Annotated in this window: 16 protein-coding genes; 14 read left to right on the top strand and 2 right to left on the bottom strand. The window is 63.2% G+C overall.

Annotated elements, in window-relative coordinates; all coding sequences use genetic code 11:
* Window positions 1-23: 23 nt before the first annotated feature.
* From ACTIFE_RS06495 to ACTIFE_RS06515, 5 genes are all read left to right on the top strand, one after another.
* The gene (locus tag ACTIFE_RS06495; RefSeq protein WP_439528354.1) at window positions 24-1,277 is read left to right on the top strand and encodes an ABC transporter substrate-binding protein; all 1,254 of its coding nucleotides are present in this window, start codon (window positions 24-26) and stop codon (window positions 1,275-1,277) included.
* A gap of 170 nt (window positions 1,278-1,447) precedes the next feature.
* A complete protein-coding gene (locus ACTIFE_RS06500) occupies window positions 1,448-2,383 on the top strand; it encodes a carbohydrate ABC transporter permease (protein ID WP_439528355.1) in 936 nt (311 codons plus the stop codon).
* Window positions 2,384-2,394: 11 nt separating this feature from the next.
* Complete coding sequence (locus tag ACTIFE_RS06505; RefSeq protein WP_106753428.1) at window positions 2,395-3,234, top strand: carbohydrate ABC transporter permease; 840 nt, start codon at window positions 2,395-2,397, stop codon at window positions 3,232-3,234.
* A complete protein-coding gene (locus tag ACTIFE_RS06510; protein WP_439528356.1) occupies window positions 3,231-4,256 on the top strand; it encodes a Gfo/Idh/MocA family protein in 1,026 nt (341 codons plus the stop codon). The genes ACTIFE_RS06505 and ACTIFE_RS06510 overlap by 4 nt, the downstream gene beginning before the upstream one ends.
* A gap of 12 nt (window positions 4,257-4,268) precedes the next feature.
* The gene (locus tag ACTIFE_RS06515) at window positions 4,269-5,267 is read left to right on the top strand and encodes an ABC transporter ATP-binding protein (RefSeq protein ID WP_439528357.1); all 999 of its coding nucleotides are present in this window, start codon (window positions 4,269-4,271) and stop codon (window positions 5,265-5,267) included.
* A 276-nt stretch (window positions 5,268-5,543) separates the two neighbouring features.
* Here the strand turns inward: ACTIFE_RS06515 and ACTIFE_RS06520 are convergent, their stop codons facing one another.
* The gene (locus tag ACTIFE_RS06520) at window positions 5,544-6,605 is read right to left on the bottom strand and encodes an ABC transporter ATP-binding protein (RefSeq protein ID WP_439528358.1); all 1,062 of its coding nucleotides are present in this window, start codon (window positions 6,603-6,605) and stop codon (window positions 5,544-5,546) included.
* 23 nt (window positions 6,606-6,628) lie between these two features.
* Window positions 6,629-7,408, bottom strand: a complete 780-nt coding sequence (locus ACTIFE_RS06525; protein ID WP_439528359.1) for an IclR family transcriptional regulator — start codon at window positions 7,406-7,408, stop codon at window positions 6,629-6,631.
* Window positions 7,409-7,559: 151 nt separating this feature from the next.
* Between ACTIFE_RS06525 and ACTIFE_RS06530 the strand changes: the two genes are divergently transcribed.
* From ACTIFE_RS06530 to ACTIFE_RS06570, 9 genes are all read left to right on the top strand, one after another.
* Window positions 7,560-8,801: an ABC transporter substrate-binding protein gene (locus ACTIFE_RS06530; protein WP_439528360.1), complete on the top strand. Its 1,242-nt coding sequence runs from the start codon at window positions 7,560-7,562 to the stop codon at window positions 8,799-8,801.
* A 111-nt stretch (window positions 8,802-8,912) separates the two neighbouring features.
* Window positions 8,913-9,800, top strand: coding sequence for a carbohydrate ABC transporter permease (locus ACTIFE_RS06535; protein ID WP_439528361.1), 888 nt, complete (start codon window positions 8,913-8,915; stop codon window positions 9,798-9,800).
* 2 nt (window positions 9,801-9,802) lie between these two features.
* Window positions 9,803-10,648: a carbohydrate ABC transporter permease gene (locus ACTIFE_RS06540; protein WP_439528362.1), complete on the top strand. Its 846-nt coding sequence runs from the start codon at window positions 9,803-9,805 to the stop codon at window positions 10,646-10,648.
* Window positions 10,645-12,720: an alpha-galactosidase gene (locus ACTIFE_RS06545; RefSeq protein ID WP_439528363.1), complete on the top strand. Its 2,076-nt coding sequence runs from the start codon at window positions 10,645-10,647 to the stop codon at window positions 12,718-12,720. The genes ACTIFE_RS06540 and ACTIFE_RS06545 overlap by 4 nt, the downstream gene beginning before the upstream one ends.
* A 40-nt stretch (window positions 12,721-12,760) precedes the next feature.
* Entirely contained in the window at window positions 12,761-13,531 is a 771-nt protein-coding gene (locus ACTIFE_RS06550) for an SDR family NAD(P)-dependent oxidoreductase (protein WP_439528364.1), read from the top strand.
* Window positions 13,528-14,478, top strand: a complete 951-nt coding sequence (locus tag ACTIFE_RS06555; RefSeq protein WP_439528365.1) for a 2-dehydro-3-deoxygalactonokinase — start codon at window positions 13,528-13,530, stop codon at window positions 14,476-14,478. The genes ACTIFE_RS06550 and ACTIFE_RS06555 overlap by 4 nt, the downstream gene beginning before the upstream one ends.
* Window positions 14,478-15,092, top strand: coding sequence for a 2-dehydro-3-deoxy-6-phosphogalactonate aldolase (locus tag ACTIFE_RS06560; protein WP_439528366.1), 615 nt, complete (start codon window positions 14,478-14,480; stop codon window positions 15,090-15,092). The genes ACTIFE_RS06555 and ACTIFE_RS06560 overlap by 1 nt, the downstream gene beginning before the upstream one ends.
* A complete protein-coding gene (locus ACTIFE_RS06565) occupies window positions 15,089-15,946 on the top strand; it encodes an SMP-30/gluconolactonase/LRE family protein (protein WP_439528367.1) in 858 nt (285 codons plus the stop codon). The genes ACTIFE_RS06560 and ACTIFE_RS06565 overlap by 4 nt, the downstream gene beginning before the upstream one ends.
* A complete protein-coding gene (locus tag ACTIFE_RS06570; protein WP_439528368.1) occupies window positions 15,943-17,862 on the top strand; it encodes a beta-galactosidase in 1,920 nt (639 codons plus the stop codon). Before ACTIFE_RS06565 ends, ACTIFE_RS06570 begins: the two co-directional genes overlap by 4 nt.
* Window positions 17,863-17,865: the final 3 nt, after the last annotated feature.

Below are 17,865 nucleotides of genomic sequence, written 5' to 3' on the forward strand. Positions count from 1 at the left end.
GGCCCATAAACGGGAGCAGTTCGATGAATCTTGTGAAATTTCAGGGCGCGTTACTCGCCGGCACCCTGCTTGCCGGCGCAGCTCATGCCGCCGATGTCACACTGACGATTGAAAGCTGGCGCAACGACGATCTGACCGTCTGGCAGCAGACCCTGATCCCGGCGTTCGAAGCCAAGAACCCGGGCATCAAGGTGGTGTTCGCGCCGACCGCGCCGGCTGAATACAACGCCATCCTGAACTCCAAGCTCGACGCAGGCAGCGCCGGTGACCTGATCACCTGCCGCCCCTTCGACGCCTCGCTGACCCTGTTTGAGAAGGGCAAGCTGGCCGACCTGACCGACATGGAAGCCATGAAGAACTTCTCGGCCGTCGCCAAGTCCGGCTGGTCGACCGATGATGGTGCCAAGACCTTCTGCATTCCGATGGCTTCGGTCATCCATGGCTTCATCTACAACAAGGACGCCTTCAAGGAAGTCGGGATCGAAGTTCCGACCACTGAAGACGAGTTCTTCGCCGCCCTCGACAAGATCAAGGCCGACGGCAAGTACATCCCGATGTCCATGGGCACCGCTGACCAGTGGGAAGCCGCAACCATGGCCTACCAGAACATTGGCCCGAACTACTGGAAGGGCGAGGACGGCCGCGCTGAACTGATCGCCGGCGCTGCCAAGCTGACCGACGAGCCGTGGGTCGCCCCGTTCCGCTCCATTGCCAAGTGGGGCCAGTATCTGGGTGACGGCTACGAAGCCCAGTCCTATCCGGACAGCCAGAACCTGTTCACCCTCGGCCGCGCCGCCATTTATCCGGCCGGTTCCTGGGAAATCGCCGGCTTCAAGCAGCAGGCCGGCTTTGAACTCGGCGCCTTCTATCCGCCGGTGCCGGCAGCAGGCGACCAGTGCTACATCTCCGATCACACCGACATCGCACTCGGCATGAACGCGGCGACGAAGCATCCGGAAGAAACCAAGAAGTTCCTCGACTGGGTTGGCTCGGCGGAGTTCGCTGAACTCTACTCCAACGCCCTGCCCGGCTTCTTCTCCCTGTCCAACGCCAAGATCGAACTGAGCGAGCCGCTCGCCCAGGAATTCGTCAGCTGGCGCGAGACCTGCAAGCCGACGATCCGCTCGACCTACCAGATCCTGTCGCGCGGCACGCCGAACCTCGAAAACGAAACCTGGAATGCCTCCGCGAATGTCATTCGCGGCGCAGAGACCCCGGAAGCAGCCGCAGAGCGCCTGCAGAAGGGCCTTGCCAGCTGGTACGAACCGCAGAAATAATCGGTCGACCAGCTTAGCAACGGATCATGGCAAGCCACGGCGGCCATGATCCCATGTGCATAGACACATAGTTTTACAGTGTAATAGCACGTAAAGTCTTCGCACAGTCCCCATCGCACCAATGGAGGAGGCCCAGATCCGGGCCTCCTCCAAGCGCAGAGGCTTTTCCAATGACCGACATCCCTATCGCTGGCAAAAGGCCGTTCCGCTGGCACATCGGCGTGTTCCTCGCCCCGGCCGTGATCATCTACACCGCGATCATGATCCTGCCGCTGTTCGCCACGCTGAACATGGCCCTGTTCAACATCAGCGCAGATGGCGTCAGCCAGTTTGTAGGTCTTGCCAATTTCCAGACCTTGTTCGGCGACCCGCGCTGGTCGGATGCGTTCTGGAACGCCCTCGGCAACAACGCCTGGTTCTTCCTCATCCACATGGTGGTGCAGAACCCGATTGGCGTGTTGCTCGCGGCCCTGCTGTCCTCGCCCAAGTTACGGTTTGCAGCCTTCTACCGCACGGCGATCTTCATCCCGACCATCCTGTCCTTCGTGATCGTCGGCTTTGTCTGGAAGCTGATCCTGTCGCCGATCTGGGGTATCGCCCCCGGCCTTCTGGATGCCGTCGGCCTGAAGGCCCTTTATGCGCCCTGGCTGGGTCAGGAAGCCTATGCCCTGACGACACTGGCGCTGGTGTCTGTCTGGCAATTCGTCGGCATCCCGATGATGCTGATCTATGCCGCCCTGCTGACAATCCCGGACGAGATCCTGGAAGCTGCCGAAATGGACGGTGTCACCGGCGCCAGGCAATTCTGGAAGATCAAGCTGCCTTTGATCCTGCCCTCGATCGGCATCATCTCGATCCTGACCTTTGTGGGCAATTTCAACGCCTTCGACCTGATCTACGTCGCCCAGGGCGCGCTGGCCGGACCGAATTTTGCAACCGATATCCTCGGCACCTTCCTCTATCGCACCTTCTTCGGCTTCCAGCTCCAGCTGGGTGATCCGCACATGGGTGCAACCATCGCAGCGGCCATGTTCGGCATCATTCTCGTCGGCGTCTGCTTCTACCTCTTCACCATCCAGACGCGGCTGCGCCGCTACCAGTTCTGAGGGAGACCTTCATGTCTAAGGCTCGTTCTTCGCTCGGACGCACGGTTGCCGCCCATTCGGTGCTGGGGCTCTACACCCTGATTGCCCTGTTCCCGGTGTTCGTCGTCGTCATCAACTCCTTCAAATCCCGCAAGGCGATCTTCGGCGATCCGCTGGCAATACCAACGCCATCGACCTTCGATCCGGTCGGCTACACCACCGTTCTGGCACAAGGGGATTTCTTCCTTTACTTCCAGAACAGCCTCGTCGTCACGGTCGCCTCGCTGTTCTTCGTGCTGCTGTTTGGCGCCATGGCGGCCTTTGCCCTGTCCGAGTATCGCTTCCGCGGCAACACGTTGATGGGCCTTTATCTTGCCATCGGCATCATGATCCCGATCCGTCTTGGGACCGTTGCGATCCTGCAGCTGATGGTCGCCTCCGGGCTGGTCAACACGCTGACGGCACTGATCCTGGTCTACACAGCGCAAGGCCTGCCCCTGGCCATCTTCATCCTGTCGGAATTCATGCGCGGCATTTCCGATGACCTCAAGAACGCAGGCCGCATCGACGGGCTCAGCGAGTACAAGATCTTCTTGACGCTGGTGCTGCCGCTGGTGCGCCCCGCCATGGCGACAGTGGCCGTGTTTTCCATGATCCCGATCTGGAATGACCTCTGGTTCCCGCTGATCCTTGCGCCCTCGGAGGCCACCAAGACCGTGACGCTCGGCAGCCAGGTGTTCATCGGCCAGTTCGTCACCAACTGGAACGCCGTACTTGCCGCCCTGTCACTGGCGATCCTGCCGGTGCTGGTGCTGTACCTGATCTTCTCGCGCCAGCTCATCCGTGGCATCACCGCAGGAGCCGTGAAATGATCCGCACCCTGGTCGTCGGACTTGGCAACATGGGGCTGAGCCACGCGCTCGCCTATCACGCCGATCCTGCCTTCGAAATCGTTGGTCTGGTCAGCCGGTCATGGCCGTCCAACCTGCCTGAGGCGCTTGCCAGCTATCCGCATCGCACCGACTACATGGCCGCGTTGAACGAGCTGAAACCGGATCTCGTCTGCATCGCGACCTATTCCGACACCCATGCCGACTATGCCTGTGCGGCGATGGATGCCGGCGCGCATGTCTTCGTCGAGAAGCCGCTTGCGACCAATGTGAAGGATGCCGAGCGGGTCGTCGCCAAGGCGGTGGAAACCGGGCGCAAGCTGGTGGTCGGCTATATCCTGCGCCATCACCCGAGCTGGCAACGGCTGATTGCCGAAGCGCGCGCCCTCGGTGGACCTTATGTCTTCCGGCTCAACCTCAACCAGCAATCCTCGGGCCCGACCTGGGACGTGCACAAGACCTTGATGCAGACGACGCCGCCGATCGTCGACTGCGGCGTGCATTATGTCGATGTCATGTGCCAGATCACCGATGCCGCACCGGTGGAAGTTCGCGGCATGGGCCTGAGGCTCAGCAACGAAATCGCCGATGACATGTATAATTATGGCCACTTCCAGGTGCTTTTCGCCGATGGCAGCCTTGGCTGGTACGAGGCTGGCTGGGGTCCGATGATGTCGGACACGGCCTTCTTCGTGAAGGATGTGGTCAGCCCGAATGGCGCCGTATCGATCCGGATGCCGGATACGGCGCGCTCGGACGACATCGACACCCATACGCAGACGTCGAAACTGCGCCTGCACAAGGCCGGCCTCGGCCACCAGGATCTCGACATGACGGACGAGCCGGATCACAACGGCTTGTGCGCCCGCGAGCAGGCCTATGTGGCCCGCGCCATCACAGAAAATCTCGACCTCACCCGGCACATGTCCGATGCCGTTCGCTCCCTCGCCGTCTGTCTGGCGGCGGATGAGAGCGTGCGTTCCGGCCAGCCGGTCAAACTGTAAGCAGGAGACATCATGGGCGCGCTGTCCCTTACCAAGATCACCAAGTCCTTCGGCAAAGTGGACGTCATCAAGGGCGTCGACCTGACCGTCCACGATGGTGAGTTCTGCGTCTTCGTCGGCCCGTCGGGCTGCGGCAAGTCCACCCTCCTTCGCATCATCGCCGGCCTGGAGGATGCGACCAGCGGCCAGCTGTCGATCGATGGCACCGACATCACCAATGCGCCGCCGTCAAAGCGCGAGATCGCCATGGTGTTCCAGAGCTACGCGCTCTACCCGCACCTGACGGTGAAGGGCAACATGGCGCTGGCGCTGAAGCAGGCCGGAGCCTCGAAGGCGGAGATCGACGCTGCGGTCCAGCGTGCCTCGAACATGCTGTCGCTGGAGGCGCTGCTGGAGCGCCGCCCGGCCGAACTCTCCGGTGGCCAGCGCCAGCGCGTCGCCATTGGCCGCGCCGTAGTGCGTACGCCGAAGCTGTTCCTGTTCGACGAACCGCTGTCGAACCTCGACGCAGCGCTCCGCGTCAACACCCGCATCGAGATCGCCCGTCTGCACCGCGACCTCAAGGCGACCATGATCTACGTGACGCATGATCAGGTCGAGGCCATGACCCTCGCCGACCGCATTGTCGTATTGAATGCGGGCCGCATCGAGCAGGTCGGCGCGCCGATGGAACTCTACAACGATCCGGACAATGTCTTTGTCGCCGGCTTCATCGGCTCGCCGCAGATGAATTTCCTGAAGGGCAACTTGCTCGACGGCCGCGGCGAAACGCTGGGCATCCGGCCGGAACACCTGGCGATCAGCCGCAGCGAAGGCAAGATCGCAGGCACGATCAGCCATGTCGAGCATCTGGGCGGCGAGACACTGGTCTATGTCCGCAGCGCCGAACACGGCCTCGTCACGGTGCGCCTTTTCGGCGAGCACAAGTTCACGGTCGATGAGGATGTCTTCGTCACCCCCGAGGCGGCCCGCTGCTACCACTTCGACAAGGACGGCAAGCGGATCCGCTGAGCTGGAACCAGGCACGGAGCGAATAACGGCGGGCCTTGCCCGCCGTCAGACTGCTGACAAACCCTCTATCGTCATCCCGGACGCAGCGAAGCGGAGATCCGGGACCGGAGAGCCAAGGTGTCTCCGGGGCTAATTCATTGAAATATCGAGGCCTCGACTCTCCGGTCCCGGCTCGGCGCTACGCTTGGCCGGGATGACTTCGGTGAGGTCAAGGTTTGTCATCAAGTTCAAACGGCGGGCCTTGCCCGCCGTTCTGCTGTCCGGGTCTGACGCGGCCTAGCGCAGGCGCAGACCGGTGTCATCAGCGGCAAAGAGAAACGCCTTGTCGTCCTCAAAGCGCAGGCCAACGTTGTCACCGATACGGGCGATGGCATCGTCACGCTGTTCGACGACGATCTTCTCGCCCGTCGAAGCCACGAGGTGAATGTAGGACACCCCGCCAAGCGCCTCGATCATGTCGACGCGGTGGCTTGCTCCGTCCTGCAGCAACAGGTGCTGCGGACGAACGCCAAGGATGACGTTTCCGGCATGCGCCGACACGTTCGGCCCCTGCACCGGTGTTTCGGACATGCCCGGAGCCGACAGCGTTCCATCCGCGTTCATCCGTGCTGCGACAAAGTTCATCGCCGGCGACCCGATAAAGCCGGCGACAAAGCGGTTGTCCGGATTGTGATAGAGATCGAGCGGCCGGCCGACCTGCTCGACCCGTCCGGACCTCAGCACAACGATCTTGTCGGCCAGGGTCATCGCCTCGACCTGGTCATGCGTCACATAGATCATGGTGGCGCCGATCTCGCGGTGCAGCCGGGCGATCTCGACCCGCATCTCGACGCGCAGTTCCGCATCGAGGTTCGACAGCGGCTCGTCAAACAGGAACACCTCCGGCCCGCGCACGATGGCCCGGCCGATGGCCACGCGCTGGCGCTGGCCGCCGGAGAGCGCCTTCGGCTTGCGGGCGAGCAGCGGATCGAGCTTGAGGATCCGCGCCGCCTCGGCGACCTTCGTGTCGATCTCGCTATTCGGATGACCGGTCATCTTCAGGCCGAAGCCCATGTTTTCGGCCACCGTCATATGCGGATAGAGCGCATAGGTCTGGAACACCATGGCAACGCCGCGTTCGGACGGATCGGCATTGGTGACATCGCGGCTGCCGATCCGGACGGACCCGGACGTGGTCGCCTCAAGGCCGGCCACCATGCGCAGGAGCGTGGACTTGCCACAGCCGGACGGCCCGACGAAGACACAGAACTCACCATCCTCAACGGTGAGATCGACGCCACGGATTACCTCGACTTCGCCGAAGCGTTTGACGACCTTGCTAAGCACCACGCCAGACATTGAGTTCCTCCCGTCTCTCGATCTTATTGCTCCGGAAACCGCCAGGCTTGCGCGTCGGCGGCGATGGCTGCGGCCACCTCGCACAATCGCGGGGCAACGGCTTCCAGATCTTCCAATGAGTTGCGCTGTGTTGTTGATGTGATGGACATCGCCCCGATGGCCCGGCCGGACGCAGACAGGATCGGTGCGGCAACGCAAATGATCCCTGGCTCATGCTCTTCGAGATCGAAGGCATAGCCGCGCTTGCGGATCATCTTGAGTTCACTGACCAGCGCTGCGCGTGAGGCCAGGGTCGCCGGCGTGAAGGCGTGGAAGGACTGGCGCGCAAGGGCCTGTTCCAGCCGGTCTTCGGGCAGGAATGCCAGCATTGCCTTGCCGACCCCGGTGCAATAGGCCGGGCCAACCTTGCCGGCCTGGCTGAACATGTCGACCGGCCGTGCCGCATTGCGCTTGTCGACATAGAGCACCTGCCCCTGGTCAAGCTGGGCCAAATGCAGCGTCTCGCCCAATTCCGCCGACAAGCGGTCGAGCCAGGGCCGGGCGATGGGGGCGAGCGAACTCTGCGTCCACGCCGCATGCGCCAGCCGCACCAGCCGGACGCCCAGCGAATAGACCTGTGCTTCCGGATCATAGGCCAGCATGCCCTGGTTGGTCAGGGTCTGCAGAAAGCGATAAAGCGTCGCCTTCGGATAGCCCCCCTGCCCGAGCAGCTCGGTAAACCGCACAGGCCGGCCGTGCCGGGCAACCATGTCCAGCACATCCAGGGCCTTGCCGACAGTTCCGTCGCCTTTTTCCTCGCTCATTCCGTTTCTCCGCACCCGCGCCTTGACAGTCCTAAAGCTTCGCAGCATAGTTTTCAATATGCAAGACTAAGTTCCATTAATTGGAACAAACTTGCAAGTCCGATCCGCGCAGAAGCTGCGGCGAATATCGCGACATCCTTGGGAGGAGAACATGGTTCATAAGTTGCTTGGCGGAGCCGCGCTGGCGGTTGCCGTCCTCATGTCCGGATCGGCCATGGCCGAGAAGCGGACACTGGTGTTCAACACAGACACGTCGGACCCGGCGCCGAAGGCCGCCATGGAAGAGCTGATCACCCTGTTCGAGGCCGAGAACCCGGACATTGACGTCGTGGTCAACATGTTTGACCATGAAGGCTACAAGACCGCGATCCGCAACTTCCTGACCGCCGATGCCCCGGATCTGGCCAACTGGTACGCCGGCAACCGCATGGCCCCCTTCGTCAAGGCGGGACAATTCACCGACGTCAGCGATGTCTGGGCGGAAAATGGCCTGGCCGACAAGCTGTCCTCGTCACTCGCCTCAATGACCATCGACGGCAAGCAGTGGGGCGTGCCCTACACGTATTACCAGTGGGGCATTTACTACAACAAGGACGCCTACAAGCAGGCTGGCGTCGATGTTCCCAAGACCTGGGACGAGTTCATCGCCAATTGCGCCAAGTTCAAGGCAGCCGGGATCGACTGCGTGACCACCGGCTCCAAGGCGCTTTGGCCGATCGCCGGGATCTTCGACTACCTGAACCTGCGCACCAACGGCTATGAGTTTCACATGCAGCTCACCGCCGGTGAAGTTCCGTGGACGGATGACAGGGTCAAGGCCACGTTCGCCGAATGGGAGAAGCTCGTAGGCCCGGGCTACATGACCGCCAACCATGCTGCGATTGACTGGCAGGATGCAGCCGCGCTGCTGGTCCAGGGCAAGGCCGCCAACTATGTCATGGGCAACTTCGCCGTTGCCGTGTTCAAAGACGGCGGCATGACCAATGACAGCCTCGGCTTCATGGTCTTCCCGGAGATCTCCGCCGGCGTCCCGCGCGCCGAAGAAGCCCCGACCGACACGATCCACATTCCAGCCGGCGCCAAGAATGTCACTGATGCCAAGAAGTTCCTGGCATTTGTGGCCCGCGCCGACGTGCAGACCGCGCTCAACAAGACCCTCGGCCAGCTTCCGGTCAACAAGGGCTCTGCTGTCAACGCCGATGATCCGTTCCTGACCGCTGGCTTCGAGACGGTTTCGAGCGCGGCTGGCCTTGCCCAGTTCTTCGACCGCGATGCTCCGGCTGAAATGGCCAAGGCCGGAATGGAAGGCTTCCAGGAGTTCACCATCAAGCCGGACCGGCGCGATGCGATCCTGGACCGTCTCGAGAAGATGCGCCAGCGCATCTACAAGTAACCGGCCGACCCGGACGAAGCCCCACCGCTTCGTCCGGGTCACCTGTCCCGTTCAGCGCGCCCGTTGTCCGAGATCGGAAACGGTCTGCCGCAGCGACCGGCTGAGGACCCCATGCAGGCCTTCTTCAAGACCCACCAGCGACGTCTGGCGCCCTGGCTGTTCCTGGCCCCGGGAGCCGCCTTCTTTCTGTTCTATGTCATCGCCCCGATCTTTGAATCGATGGCCCTGTCCTTCTACGACTGGGATGGCCTTGGCGAGGCGACATGGGTCGGGATTGGCAACTATATCGAGCTGGTGGACGACGAAGCGTTCTACATCTCGTTGAAGAACAACCTGCTCTGGCTTGTGCTCTACATGCTGGCGATCCCCTTTGGCCTCGCGATCGCGATCTTCCTGAACCAGACTGTCTGGGGCATCAGGGCCTACAAATCGCTGTTCTTCTTTCCCTTTGTCATCAGCCAGGTCGTCGTCGGCCTGATGTTCTCGTGGTTCTACGCGCCGAATTTCGGCCTGCTCTACACACTCATCGAAGCCGTCACCGGTCAGGGCGTCGCCATTCTCGCCGATGAGGACTATGTCACCTATGGCATCATCGCCGCCGGCCTGTGGCCGCAGATTGCCTATGTGATGATCCTGTATCTGACCGGCCTCAACAATGTCGCGCCCGACCAGATCGAGGCGGCGCGGCTTGACGGCGCCAGGGGCTGGAAGATGCTGTGGTATGTCATCCTGCCGCAATTGCGCCCGGCGACCTTTATCGCCGTCGTCGTCACCGTCATCGGCGCGCTGCGGTCGTTCGACCTCGTCTCGATCATGACCGACGGCGGCCCCTATGGCTCCTCGCGCGTCCTGTCCTTCTACATGTATGAGCAGGCCCTGTCCGAATACGGCTTCCGCATGGGCTATGGCGCGGCCATCGCCGTCGTGCTCTTCGCCATCATGATGGTCTTCATCACCGGCTTCATCTGGAAGATGTGGCGTGACGAGAAGGATCACTGACCATGTTTCCCCGTCCCATCCAGCAATCCAGCCGCCAGGCGCGGATCCTCTACCAGGTCGCCCTGCCGATCGCGCTGGTCGTCTGGCTGCTGCCCCTGCTCGGCGTTGCCGTGACCTCGCTGCGTCCCTCGTCTGATCTGGCCGCAGGCAATTATTTCGGCCTGCCCTCTGCCATCGCCTTCGACAATTATGCGGCCGTGTTCCGCAATTCGCCGATCGCCAGCTACATCCTGAACAGCTTCAAGGTGACGATCCCGACCGTCATTGGCGCGGTTGCCCTGTCGCTGATGACGGGCTTTGCCCTGGCCGTGTACAAGTTCCGCGGCAACGTGCTGATCTTCTTCCTGTTCGTTGCCGGCAACTTCGTGCCGTTCCAGATCCTGATGGTCCCGGTGCGAGACCTTACGCTGCAGATGGGTCTCTATGACACCACACTGGGCCTTGCCCTGTTCCACATCGCCTTCCAGACCGGGTTCTGCACCCTGTTCATGCGCAACTTCATCCGCGCCCTGCCCTTTGAGCTGATCGAGGCGGCCCGGGTGGAAGGCGTCAGCGAGATCCGGATCTTCTGGTACGTGGTCGTCCCCCTGATGCGCCCGGCCATTGCCGCCTTGTCGGTCCTGATCTTCACCTTCATCTGGAACGACTATTTCTGGGCAACGGTGCTGACCACCGGTGCGGCAACCCAGCCGGTGACGGCAGGCCTCTACTCGCTCAACGGCCAGTGGGTCGCGGCCTGGCATCTGGTGTCGGCCGGCTCGATCATTGCCGCCATGCCCCCCGTGCTGATGTTCTTCCTGATGCAGAAGCATTTCATTGCCGGGCTGACACTTGGGGCTGTGAAATGACCCACTGGCGCATCGACACGCCACAGCAGACCCTTGTCCTGTCGAGCGCGGGCGGGATTCCTTCAGCGCTCTATTGGGGACCGCCGCTGCCGGCAGACGAGGATCTCGATCAGTTCGCGCTGGCGGCCCGCCCGGATCTGACCGGCGGCATGCTCGACCGCCTGCCGGATCTGACCCTGTGCCCGATGCCCGCCGATGACTGGCAAGGGCAACCGGGACTGGTGGTGTCGGATGCCGACGGTACCCCACGCGCGCCACGCTTTCGGTTTGACCATGCCGAGCCATCACCCAATGGCTTAAAGCTCATCAGCCGCGATGACGACCTCATACTGACGCTTGACGTGAGAAGCGAGACGACAGGTGTCCTGGTGCTGAAGAGCACGCTGGCCTCGGAGCGGCCGGTCCGCGTGACCTGGCTTGCGGCGCCAGTGCTGCCGCTTCCTTCAGGCGCACAGGACAGCATCGATTTCTCCGGCCGCTGGATCGGCGAGATGCAGCCGCAGCGCATGGCGATCCGGCCAGGCATCCGGATGCGCGAAAGCCGGACGGGACGCTCCGGCCAGGAGCATCCCCCGTTTGCCCTGGTGGCCGAAACGGGCTGCCGCAACACGTCCGGCGAAGCGAGGGCCTTCAGCTTTGCCTGGTCGGGCGGACATCGCCAGATCATTGAGGAACTGCAGGATGGCCGGCGTCAGATCCAGTTCGGTCATGCCAGCGGATCGGAACTCGTGGCCGGTACGCGCTTTGAAAGCGCCGAGCTGATTGTCAGTGTCTCGACCTGCGGTCTGAACGGCATTGCCGTGACCATGCAGCGGGATGTCCGCGACCGGGTTGTCCGCTGGCCCACTCCGCTGGCGAGCCGCCCACGTCCCGTGCACTACAATTGCTGGGAAGCCGTCTATTTCGATCACAAGCTCGAAACCCTCACCGGCATGGCAGCACGCGCCGCTAGGCTCGGTGCAGAACGCTTCGTCCTTGATGACGGCTGGTTCGGACGCCGCGACGACGACACCACAAGCCTCGGCGACTGGCTGGTTGACAGGCGCAAGTGGCCGGACGGACTGGCACCTCTGATCAGCGCTGTCGAAGCACAGGGCATGCGGTTTGGCCTCTGGGTCGAACCGGAAATGATCAGCGAGGACAGCGATCTCTACCGCGCTCATCCGCACTGGATCCTTGGCCCGGCCGATCAGACGCGCGGGCGCAACCAGCTTGTCCTCGACATGGCGCAGGCGGACGTGCGCGATCACCTGTTTGCGCGCCTGTCCGCGCTTCTGAGCGAGCACCGGATCGACTACCTGAAATGGGACCACAACCGCCTGCTGCCGGTGGTCGACGCGGCCCAGACGCGGGGCATCTATGATCTGCTGGCGCGCCTTAGCGCCGCCCATCCGGGCGTGGAAATCGAGAGCTGTGCCTCGGGCGGTGGCCGGATCGATGCCGGCATTCTTGCCCAGACCCAGCGCGTCTGGCTGTCGGACAGCAATGACGCGCTGGAGCGGATCCGGATCCAGCATGACGCGGCCCTGTTCCTGCCGCTCGCCGTGACCGGCAGCCATGTCGGCCCGCGTCAATGTCATACGTCTGGCCGCATGCTGAGCATGAGCCTCAGGGCCAGAACGGCTGCGCAGCGGCACATGGGGTTCGAAATGGATCTCACCGAACTCACCGAGGACGAGGACGAATGCCTGCGATCGGTGACCGCGTGGTGGAAGGCCAACCGCGACTGGCTGACCTTCGCCGATATCCAGCGGCTCGACAGCGCGGATCCGGCAGTAACAGTGGAACAGCAACTGGCCCGGGATGGCAGCCGCTTCGTGGTGTTCGCTGGACAGACCGGGACGTCTCGACAGGCCCTGCCGCGCCCGCTGCCCCTGACCGGGCTCGATCCCGCCGCCCGCTACCGGATCAGCCTCCTCAACCCGGAGGATATCCCGCCGCAATCGCGGGGGCCGAACGCGCTCAAAGAGATGCCGCTGGTGTTGTCCGGCGCGGCCTTGATGCAGCAGGGCGTGACCCTGCCGGTTGCCTGGCCCGGAACTCTCTACATGCTGGAAGGCGAGCGCCTGTAACGCGTGCTATCCGGCAAGATTGATAACTGGAGTAGATTTGATGCAGACCCTTCCTGTTTTCCCCGATCTGTCTGGTGCCTCGGTCTTCATCACCGGCGGCGGGTCAGGAATTGGCGCGTCGCTGACCGAGGCATTTTTGAACCAGGGCGCGAAGGTTGCCTTCGTGCAGCGGTCTGATGCATCGGCATTCTGTGACGAGATGGAGCAGAACACATCAAACCGTCCGCTGTTTCTGCCTTGCGACATCACCGATATCGCAGCGCTTCAGGGCGCGATCGCGAAGGCCTCCGAGGCGCATGGGCCGGTGACCATCCTCGTCAACAACGCCGCCAATGACCAGCGTCACGCCACGCTGGAGGTGACCGAGAACTACTGGAACTGGTCGATGGCGATCAACCTGAAGGCCTATTTCTTCGCCATTCAGGCCGTGGTTCCGGGCATGAAGGCAGCCGGCGGCGGATCGATCATCAACTTCTCGTCGATCAGCTACATGATGGGCAACGCCGGCTACCCGATCTACACCACGGCCAACTCCGGCATCAACGGCATGACGCGCAGCCTGGCGCGCGAGTTCGGCCCCGACCGCATCCGTGTCAACGCCCTCGCGCCCGGCTGGGTGCTGACCCAGAAGCAGAAGGACATGTGGGTGACGCCGGAAGGTCTTGCCGCGCATCTCGAGCGCCAGTGTCTGAAGGACACCATTGACCCGGAAGACATCGCCGGTGGCTGCCTGTTCCTTGCATCGAAGGCATCGAAGATGATGACCGGCCAGGCGCTGGTCATCGACGGCGGTGTGGTGGTGACCGGATGACAGAGCGAGAGGATCCGGCCCCAACCGGAAGCGCCAATGTGGAGTGGATCGCCGTCGACTGGGGCACAACCCATCTGCGTGCCTGGTCAATGCATGGCGATCAGGTCCTGAGTGAAGCCGCATCGGACGATGGCATGGCGAGCCTGAGCCGTGACGGGTTCGAACCGGCGCTGCTGAAGCTGGTCGGCGGCTGGCTTTCCTCCGACAAGGTCACGCCGGTCATCGCCTGCGGCATGGTCGGCAGCCGGCAAGGGTGGATCGAGGCGCCCTATGTAGCGGTTCCCTGCACGCCGCTGAGTGCCGCCCATGTGGTACGGGGCGAAAGCCATGATCCGAGGATCGCAGTCTGGGTGGTTCCGGGCCTGCGCCAGGATGCGCCGGCGGACGTGATGCGCGGCGAGGAGACGCAGATTGCCGGCCTTCTGGTTGCCGACCCTGACCTTTCAGGCCTCGTCTGCCTGCCGGGGACCCATACGAAATGGGCCAGTGTCCGCGCCGGCAAGGTACTGGCGTTCTCGACCTTCATGACCGGCGAGCTCTACGCCTTGATCAGCGGCCACTCGGTGCTCCGCCATGGTCTTGGCGCGACATCCGACTGGCACCAGCCGAGTTTTGAAGCGGCAGTCCAGGAAGCGTTGCAGGCACCGGCTGGCCTTGCCGCCGGGCTGTTCCGCCTGCGGGCGGAAGGGCTGCTACACGCAATGCCCGCCGAGGCGGCGCGGGCACGCCTGTCGGGTCTGCTCATTGGCAATGAACTAGCAGCACTCCGCTCCATGCTCGATGGTCCGGTCACCCTCGTGGGCGCCCCCGGCCTCAGCGCGCTTTATGCGGCGGCGCTGGTCATTGCGGGCTACGAACCGCGCATCGTCGACGGAGCCAACCTGACACTTGCCGGACTGTCGCTGGCCCGGCGGTCGATTCTCGAAGACATCCGGAGACCTAAGTGATGCGTCCGCTGATTGCCATCCTGCGCGGCCTGACGCCGGCAGAAAGCCTGCCTGTGTGCGAGCGGCTGATCGCCGCCGGCTTCACCCGCATCGAAGTGCCGCTGAACTCGCCGCAGCCCTTCGACAGCATCGCCGCCATGGTCAAGCATTTCGGCGACAGCGCCCTGATCGGGGCCGGCACGGTGCTGGAGGCGGAGGATGTGCAGCGGCTTGCCGATGTCGGCGGGCGGCTTGTCGTGTCGCCCAACTGCGATCCGGACGTGATCCGCGCCACCAAGGCCGCAAGGCTGCTCTCGTTTCCCGGCGTGATGACACCGAGCGAATGCTTTGCCGCGCTGAAAGCCGGAGCGGACGGGCTGAAACTCTTCCCCGCCGGGCTGCTTGGCCCCGAAGGCGTCAAGGCGATCCGGGCCGTCCTGCCGAAGGAGACGCAGCTCTATGCGGTTGGCGGCGCTGGTCCGGACAATTTCGCCAAGTGGATGAAAGTCGGCATCACCGGTTTCGGGATCGGGACATCGCTGTATGTTCCAGGTCTCGCCATTGCCGAGATCGAACAGCGTGCCAGAGACATGGTGATCGCCTTCGATGCCGCGAAGACCCAGGAGCCCGCATGACATCCGTTTTCGATGCAACCGTCTGTGAACTGGGAGAAGGTCCGCTGTGGCATCCGCTGCGCCAGCAGCTCTACTGGTTCGATATCACCGGCCGCACGCTCTACACACAGGCGGACGACGAGACAAAGGCCGTGCGCTTCGACACTTTCGTGTCGGCGGCCGGATGGATCGACGCAAACCGGCTGATGATCGCCAGCGCGCGCGAGCTGTTCATCCATGACCCCAATTCCGGTACCAACACCCATGTCTGCCCGCTGGAGGCCGACAATCCGGTGACCCGCTCGAATGATGGCCGTGCGGACCCCCAGGGCGGTTTCTGGATTGGCACCATGGGCTGCAATGCCGAACAGGATGCCGGCGCAATCTATCGCTGGTATCGCGGCGAGTTACGGCAACTGTTTGCGCCGATCACGATTTCCAACGCGATCAGCTTTGCCCCGGACGGCCACACCGCCTTCTTCACCGATTCCGCCGTCGCCAAGGTCATGCGCGTGACCCTTGACGCGGATGGCTGGCCCAATACGGAACCGACTGTGTTTCTCGATCTGGCCCCCGCCGGGCGGGAGCCGGACGGAGCAGTGATCGACCGCGATGGCCTCATGTGGCTGGCCGAATGGGGCTCGTCACGGGTTGCCGCCTATGCGCCCGACGGAGCGCTGGTGCGGACCGTTCCGGTTGATGCGCCGCACACCACCTGCCCGGCCTTTGGCGGACCGGACCTGACAACCCTGTTCTGCACGTCGGCCCGGCAGGGCCTGACAGCATCGGGCCGCGTTGCGGCTCCGCTTTCCGGCATGACCTTCACCGCCGCCAATGTCGCGCGCGGCCAGCAAGAGCATCAGGTGATCCTGTGACCGACAACCTTCTGCGCCGCCTTGGCGTTTGCTATTATCCCGAGCACTGGCCCGAAACCCAGTGGACCGAAGATGCAGCCCGCATGGCCGCCGTTGGCCTCACCTATGTGCGCATCGGCGAGTTCGCCTGGAGCCGGATCGAACCGGAGCCCGGACAGCTGGACTGGGACTGGCTCGACCGCTCTATCGCCGTCCTGGGTCAGGCCGGTCTGAAAGTCGTGCTCGGCACGCCGACCGCAACGCCGCCGCGCTGGATGGTCACAAAGCATCCCGACATGCTGGCCGTCGATGCTGAGGGCCGTCCACGCGGCTTCGGATCGCGCCGGCATTACTGCTTCTCGCATGAAGGCTACAAGGCGGAATGCGCGCGTATCGTCACCCTGTTGGCCGAACGCTATGGCAACAACGCCCATGTCGCGGCCTGGCAGACGGACAATGAATATGGCTGCCATGACACGACGGTTTCTTATTCGGCGGTAGCCCTCACCGCATTCCGCAACTGGCTGGCGCGCAAGTACCAGTCGCCGCAGGCGCTGAACCGGGCCTGGGGCAATGTGTTCTGGTCGATGGACTATGCCAGTTTCGAGGACGTTGGCCTGCCGAACCTGACCGTCACTGAGCCGAACCCGGCGCATGTGATGGACTTCCGCCGATTCTCGTCCGATCAGGTGGTGCTGTTCAACCGGCTGCAGGTCGACATCCTGCGCCGTCACACCGATGCACCGATTGCCCATAACTACATGGGCCGGATCGTCGACTTCGATCATTTCGACGTCGGGGCCGACCTCGATATCTCCAGCTGGGACAGCTATCCGCTGGGCTTCCTGTCCGACCGGATGGAGGTCGACGACACGTTCAAGCGGCGCTTCCTGCGCCAGGGGCATCCCGATTTTCAGGCGTTCCAGCACGATCTTTACCGCAGCGTCGGGCATGGCCGCTGGTGGGTGATGGAACAGCAGCCGGGCCCTGTGAACTGGGCGCCTTACAATCCCGATCCCCTGCCCGGCATGGCCCGGCTCTGGGCCTGGGAGGCCTTTGCCCATGGTGCGGAGGCCGTGTGCTATTTCCGCTGGCGGCAGGCCCCGTTTGCGCAGGAACAGATGCATGCCGGGATGCTGCGCCCCGACAGCGCCCCTGCCCCGGCGTTCCATGCCGCCGAAGAGGTGGCTGCGGAGCTGAAGGCCATGCCGACGACCGACATCAAAAAGGCACCCGTGGCACTGGTGTTCGATTACCCGAGCGCCTGGGCCTGGCAGATCCAGCCGCAAGGCAAGGACTTTGACTATTTCCGGCTGGCTTTCGCGATGTATCGCGGTCTGCGTCAACTCGGGTTGTCGGTCGACATCGTTCCGGCCAGCACGGTGGATTTTGCCGGATACCGGCTTGTCCTGGTGCCCGGTCTCTTCACCCTGCCTGAGAAACTCGCCGACGCACTTTTAGCCAGCGGCGCTGAGGTGGTGGCCGGACCGAGGACGAATTCCAAGACGGCGGACTTCGCGATCCCCGTGCCGCTGCCTCCGGCCCTGCCCGGGCTCGATTGCCGGATCTCGCGGGTCGAAAGCCTGCCGCCCTTTGCCCCAGTGCCGCTTGAGGGTGGCGGTTCGTTCCTTGGCTGGCGCGAGAAACTGGAGGGCAACGCGGAGGTCGTCATACGGGCGAGCGACGGCGAACCAGCCGTGGTCCGGGCGGGCAACTTCACCTATCTCGCCGGCTGGCCGGATGAAGCGGCCCTAAACCGGGTCCTTACCGAGACAACCGCACGGGCCGGGATCATAACGACGACGATGCCGGAGGGTCTGCGCCAGCGCGACACGCAGACGCACAGGTTCTACTTCAACTACAATCCGGATCCTGTTGTTTTCAATGGCATGGAACTGCTGGCGGGCGGTGTCGCCTGGCAGGCGCTGCCGGACTGAAAT

Origin of the sequence: Pannonibacter sp., assembly GCF_051860505.1 — a bacterium.
GTDB lineage: Bacteria > Pseudomonadota > Alphaproteobacteria > Rhizobiales > Stappiaceae > Pannonibacter.

Bases quoted from the DNA above. Each gene is read 5' to 3' on its own strand.
- ACTIFE_RS06500 (WP_439528355.1), top strand. From the start codon at position 1,448: ATGACCGACATCCCTATCGCTGGCAAAAGGCCGTTCCGCTGGCACATC.
- ACTIFE_RS06530 (WP_439528360.1), top strand. From the start codon at position 7,560: ATGGTTCATAAGTTGCTTGGCGGAGCCGCGCTGGCGGTTGCCGTCCTC.
- ACTIFE_RS06545 (WP_439528363.1), top strand. From the start codon at position 10,645: ATGACCCACTGGCGCATCGACACGCCACAGCAGACCCTTGTCCTGTCG.
- ACTIFE_RS06565 (WP_439528367.1), top strand. From the start codon at position 15,089: ATGACATCCGTTTTCGATGCAACCGTCTGTGAACTGGGAGAAGGTCCG.
- ACTIFE_RS06505 (WP_106753428.1), top strand. From the start codon at position 2,395: ATGTCTAAGGCTCGTTCTTCGCTCGGACGCACGGTTGCCGCCCATTCG.
- ACTIFE_RS06540 (WP_439528362.1), top strand. From the start codon at position 9,803: ATGTTTCCCCGTCCCATCCAGCAATCCAGCCGCCAGGCGCGGATCCTC.
- ACTIFE_RS06555 (WP_439528365.1), top strand. From the start codon at position 13,528: ATGACAGAGCGAGAGGATCCGGCCCCAACCGGAAGCGCCAATGTGGAG.
- ACTIFE_RS06510 (WP_439528356.1), top strand. From the start codon at position 3,231: ATGATCCGCACCCTGGTCGTCGGACTTGGCAACATGGGGCTGAGCCAC.
- ACTIFE_RS06535 (WP_439528361.1), top strand. From the start codon at position 8,913: ATGCAGGCCTTCTTCAAGACCCACCAGCGACGTCTGGCGCCCTGGCTG.
- ACTIFE_RS06495 (WP_439528354.1), top strand. From the start codon at position 24: ATGAATCTTGTGAAATTTCAGGGCGCGTTACTCGCCGGCACCCTGCTT.
- ACTIFE_RS06515 (WP_439528357.1), top strand. From the start codon at position 4,269: ATGGGCGCGCTGTCCCTTACCAAGATCACCAAGTCCTTCGGCAAAGTG.
- ACTIFE_RS06560 (WP_439528366.1), top strand. From the start codon at position 14,478: ATGCGTCCGCTGATTGCCATCCTGCGCGGCCTGACGCCGGCAGAAAGC.
- ACTIFE_RS06525 (WP_439528359.1), bottom strand. From the start codon at position 7,408: ATGAGCGAGGAAAAAGGCGACGGAACTGTCGGCAAGGCCCTGGATGTG.
- ACTIFE_RS06550 (WP_439528364.1), top strand. From the start codon at position 12,761: ATGCAGACCCTTCCTGTTTTCCCCGATCTGTCTGGTGCCTCGGTCTTC.
- ACTIFE_RS06520 (WP_439528358.1), bottom strand. From the start codon at position 6,605: ATGTCTGGCGTGGTGCTTAGCAAGGTCGTCAAACGCTTCGGCGAAGTC.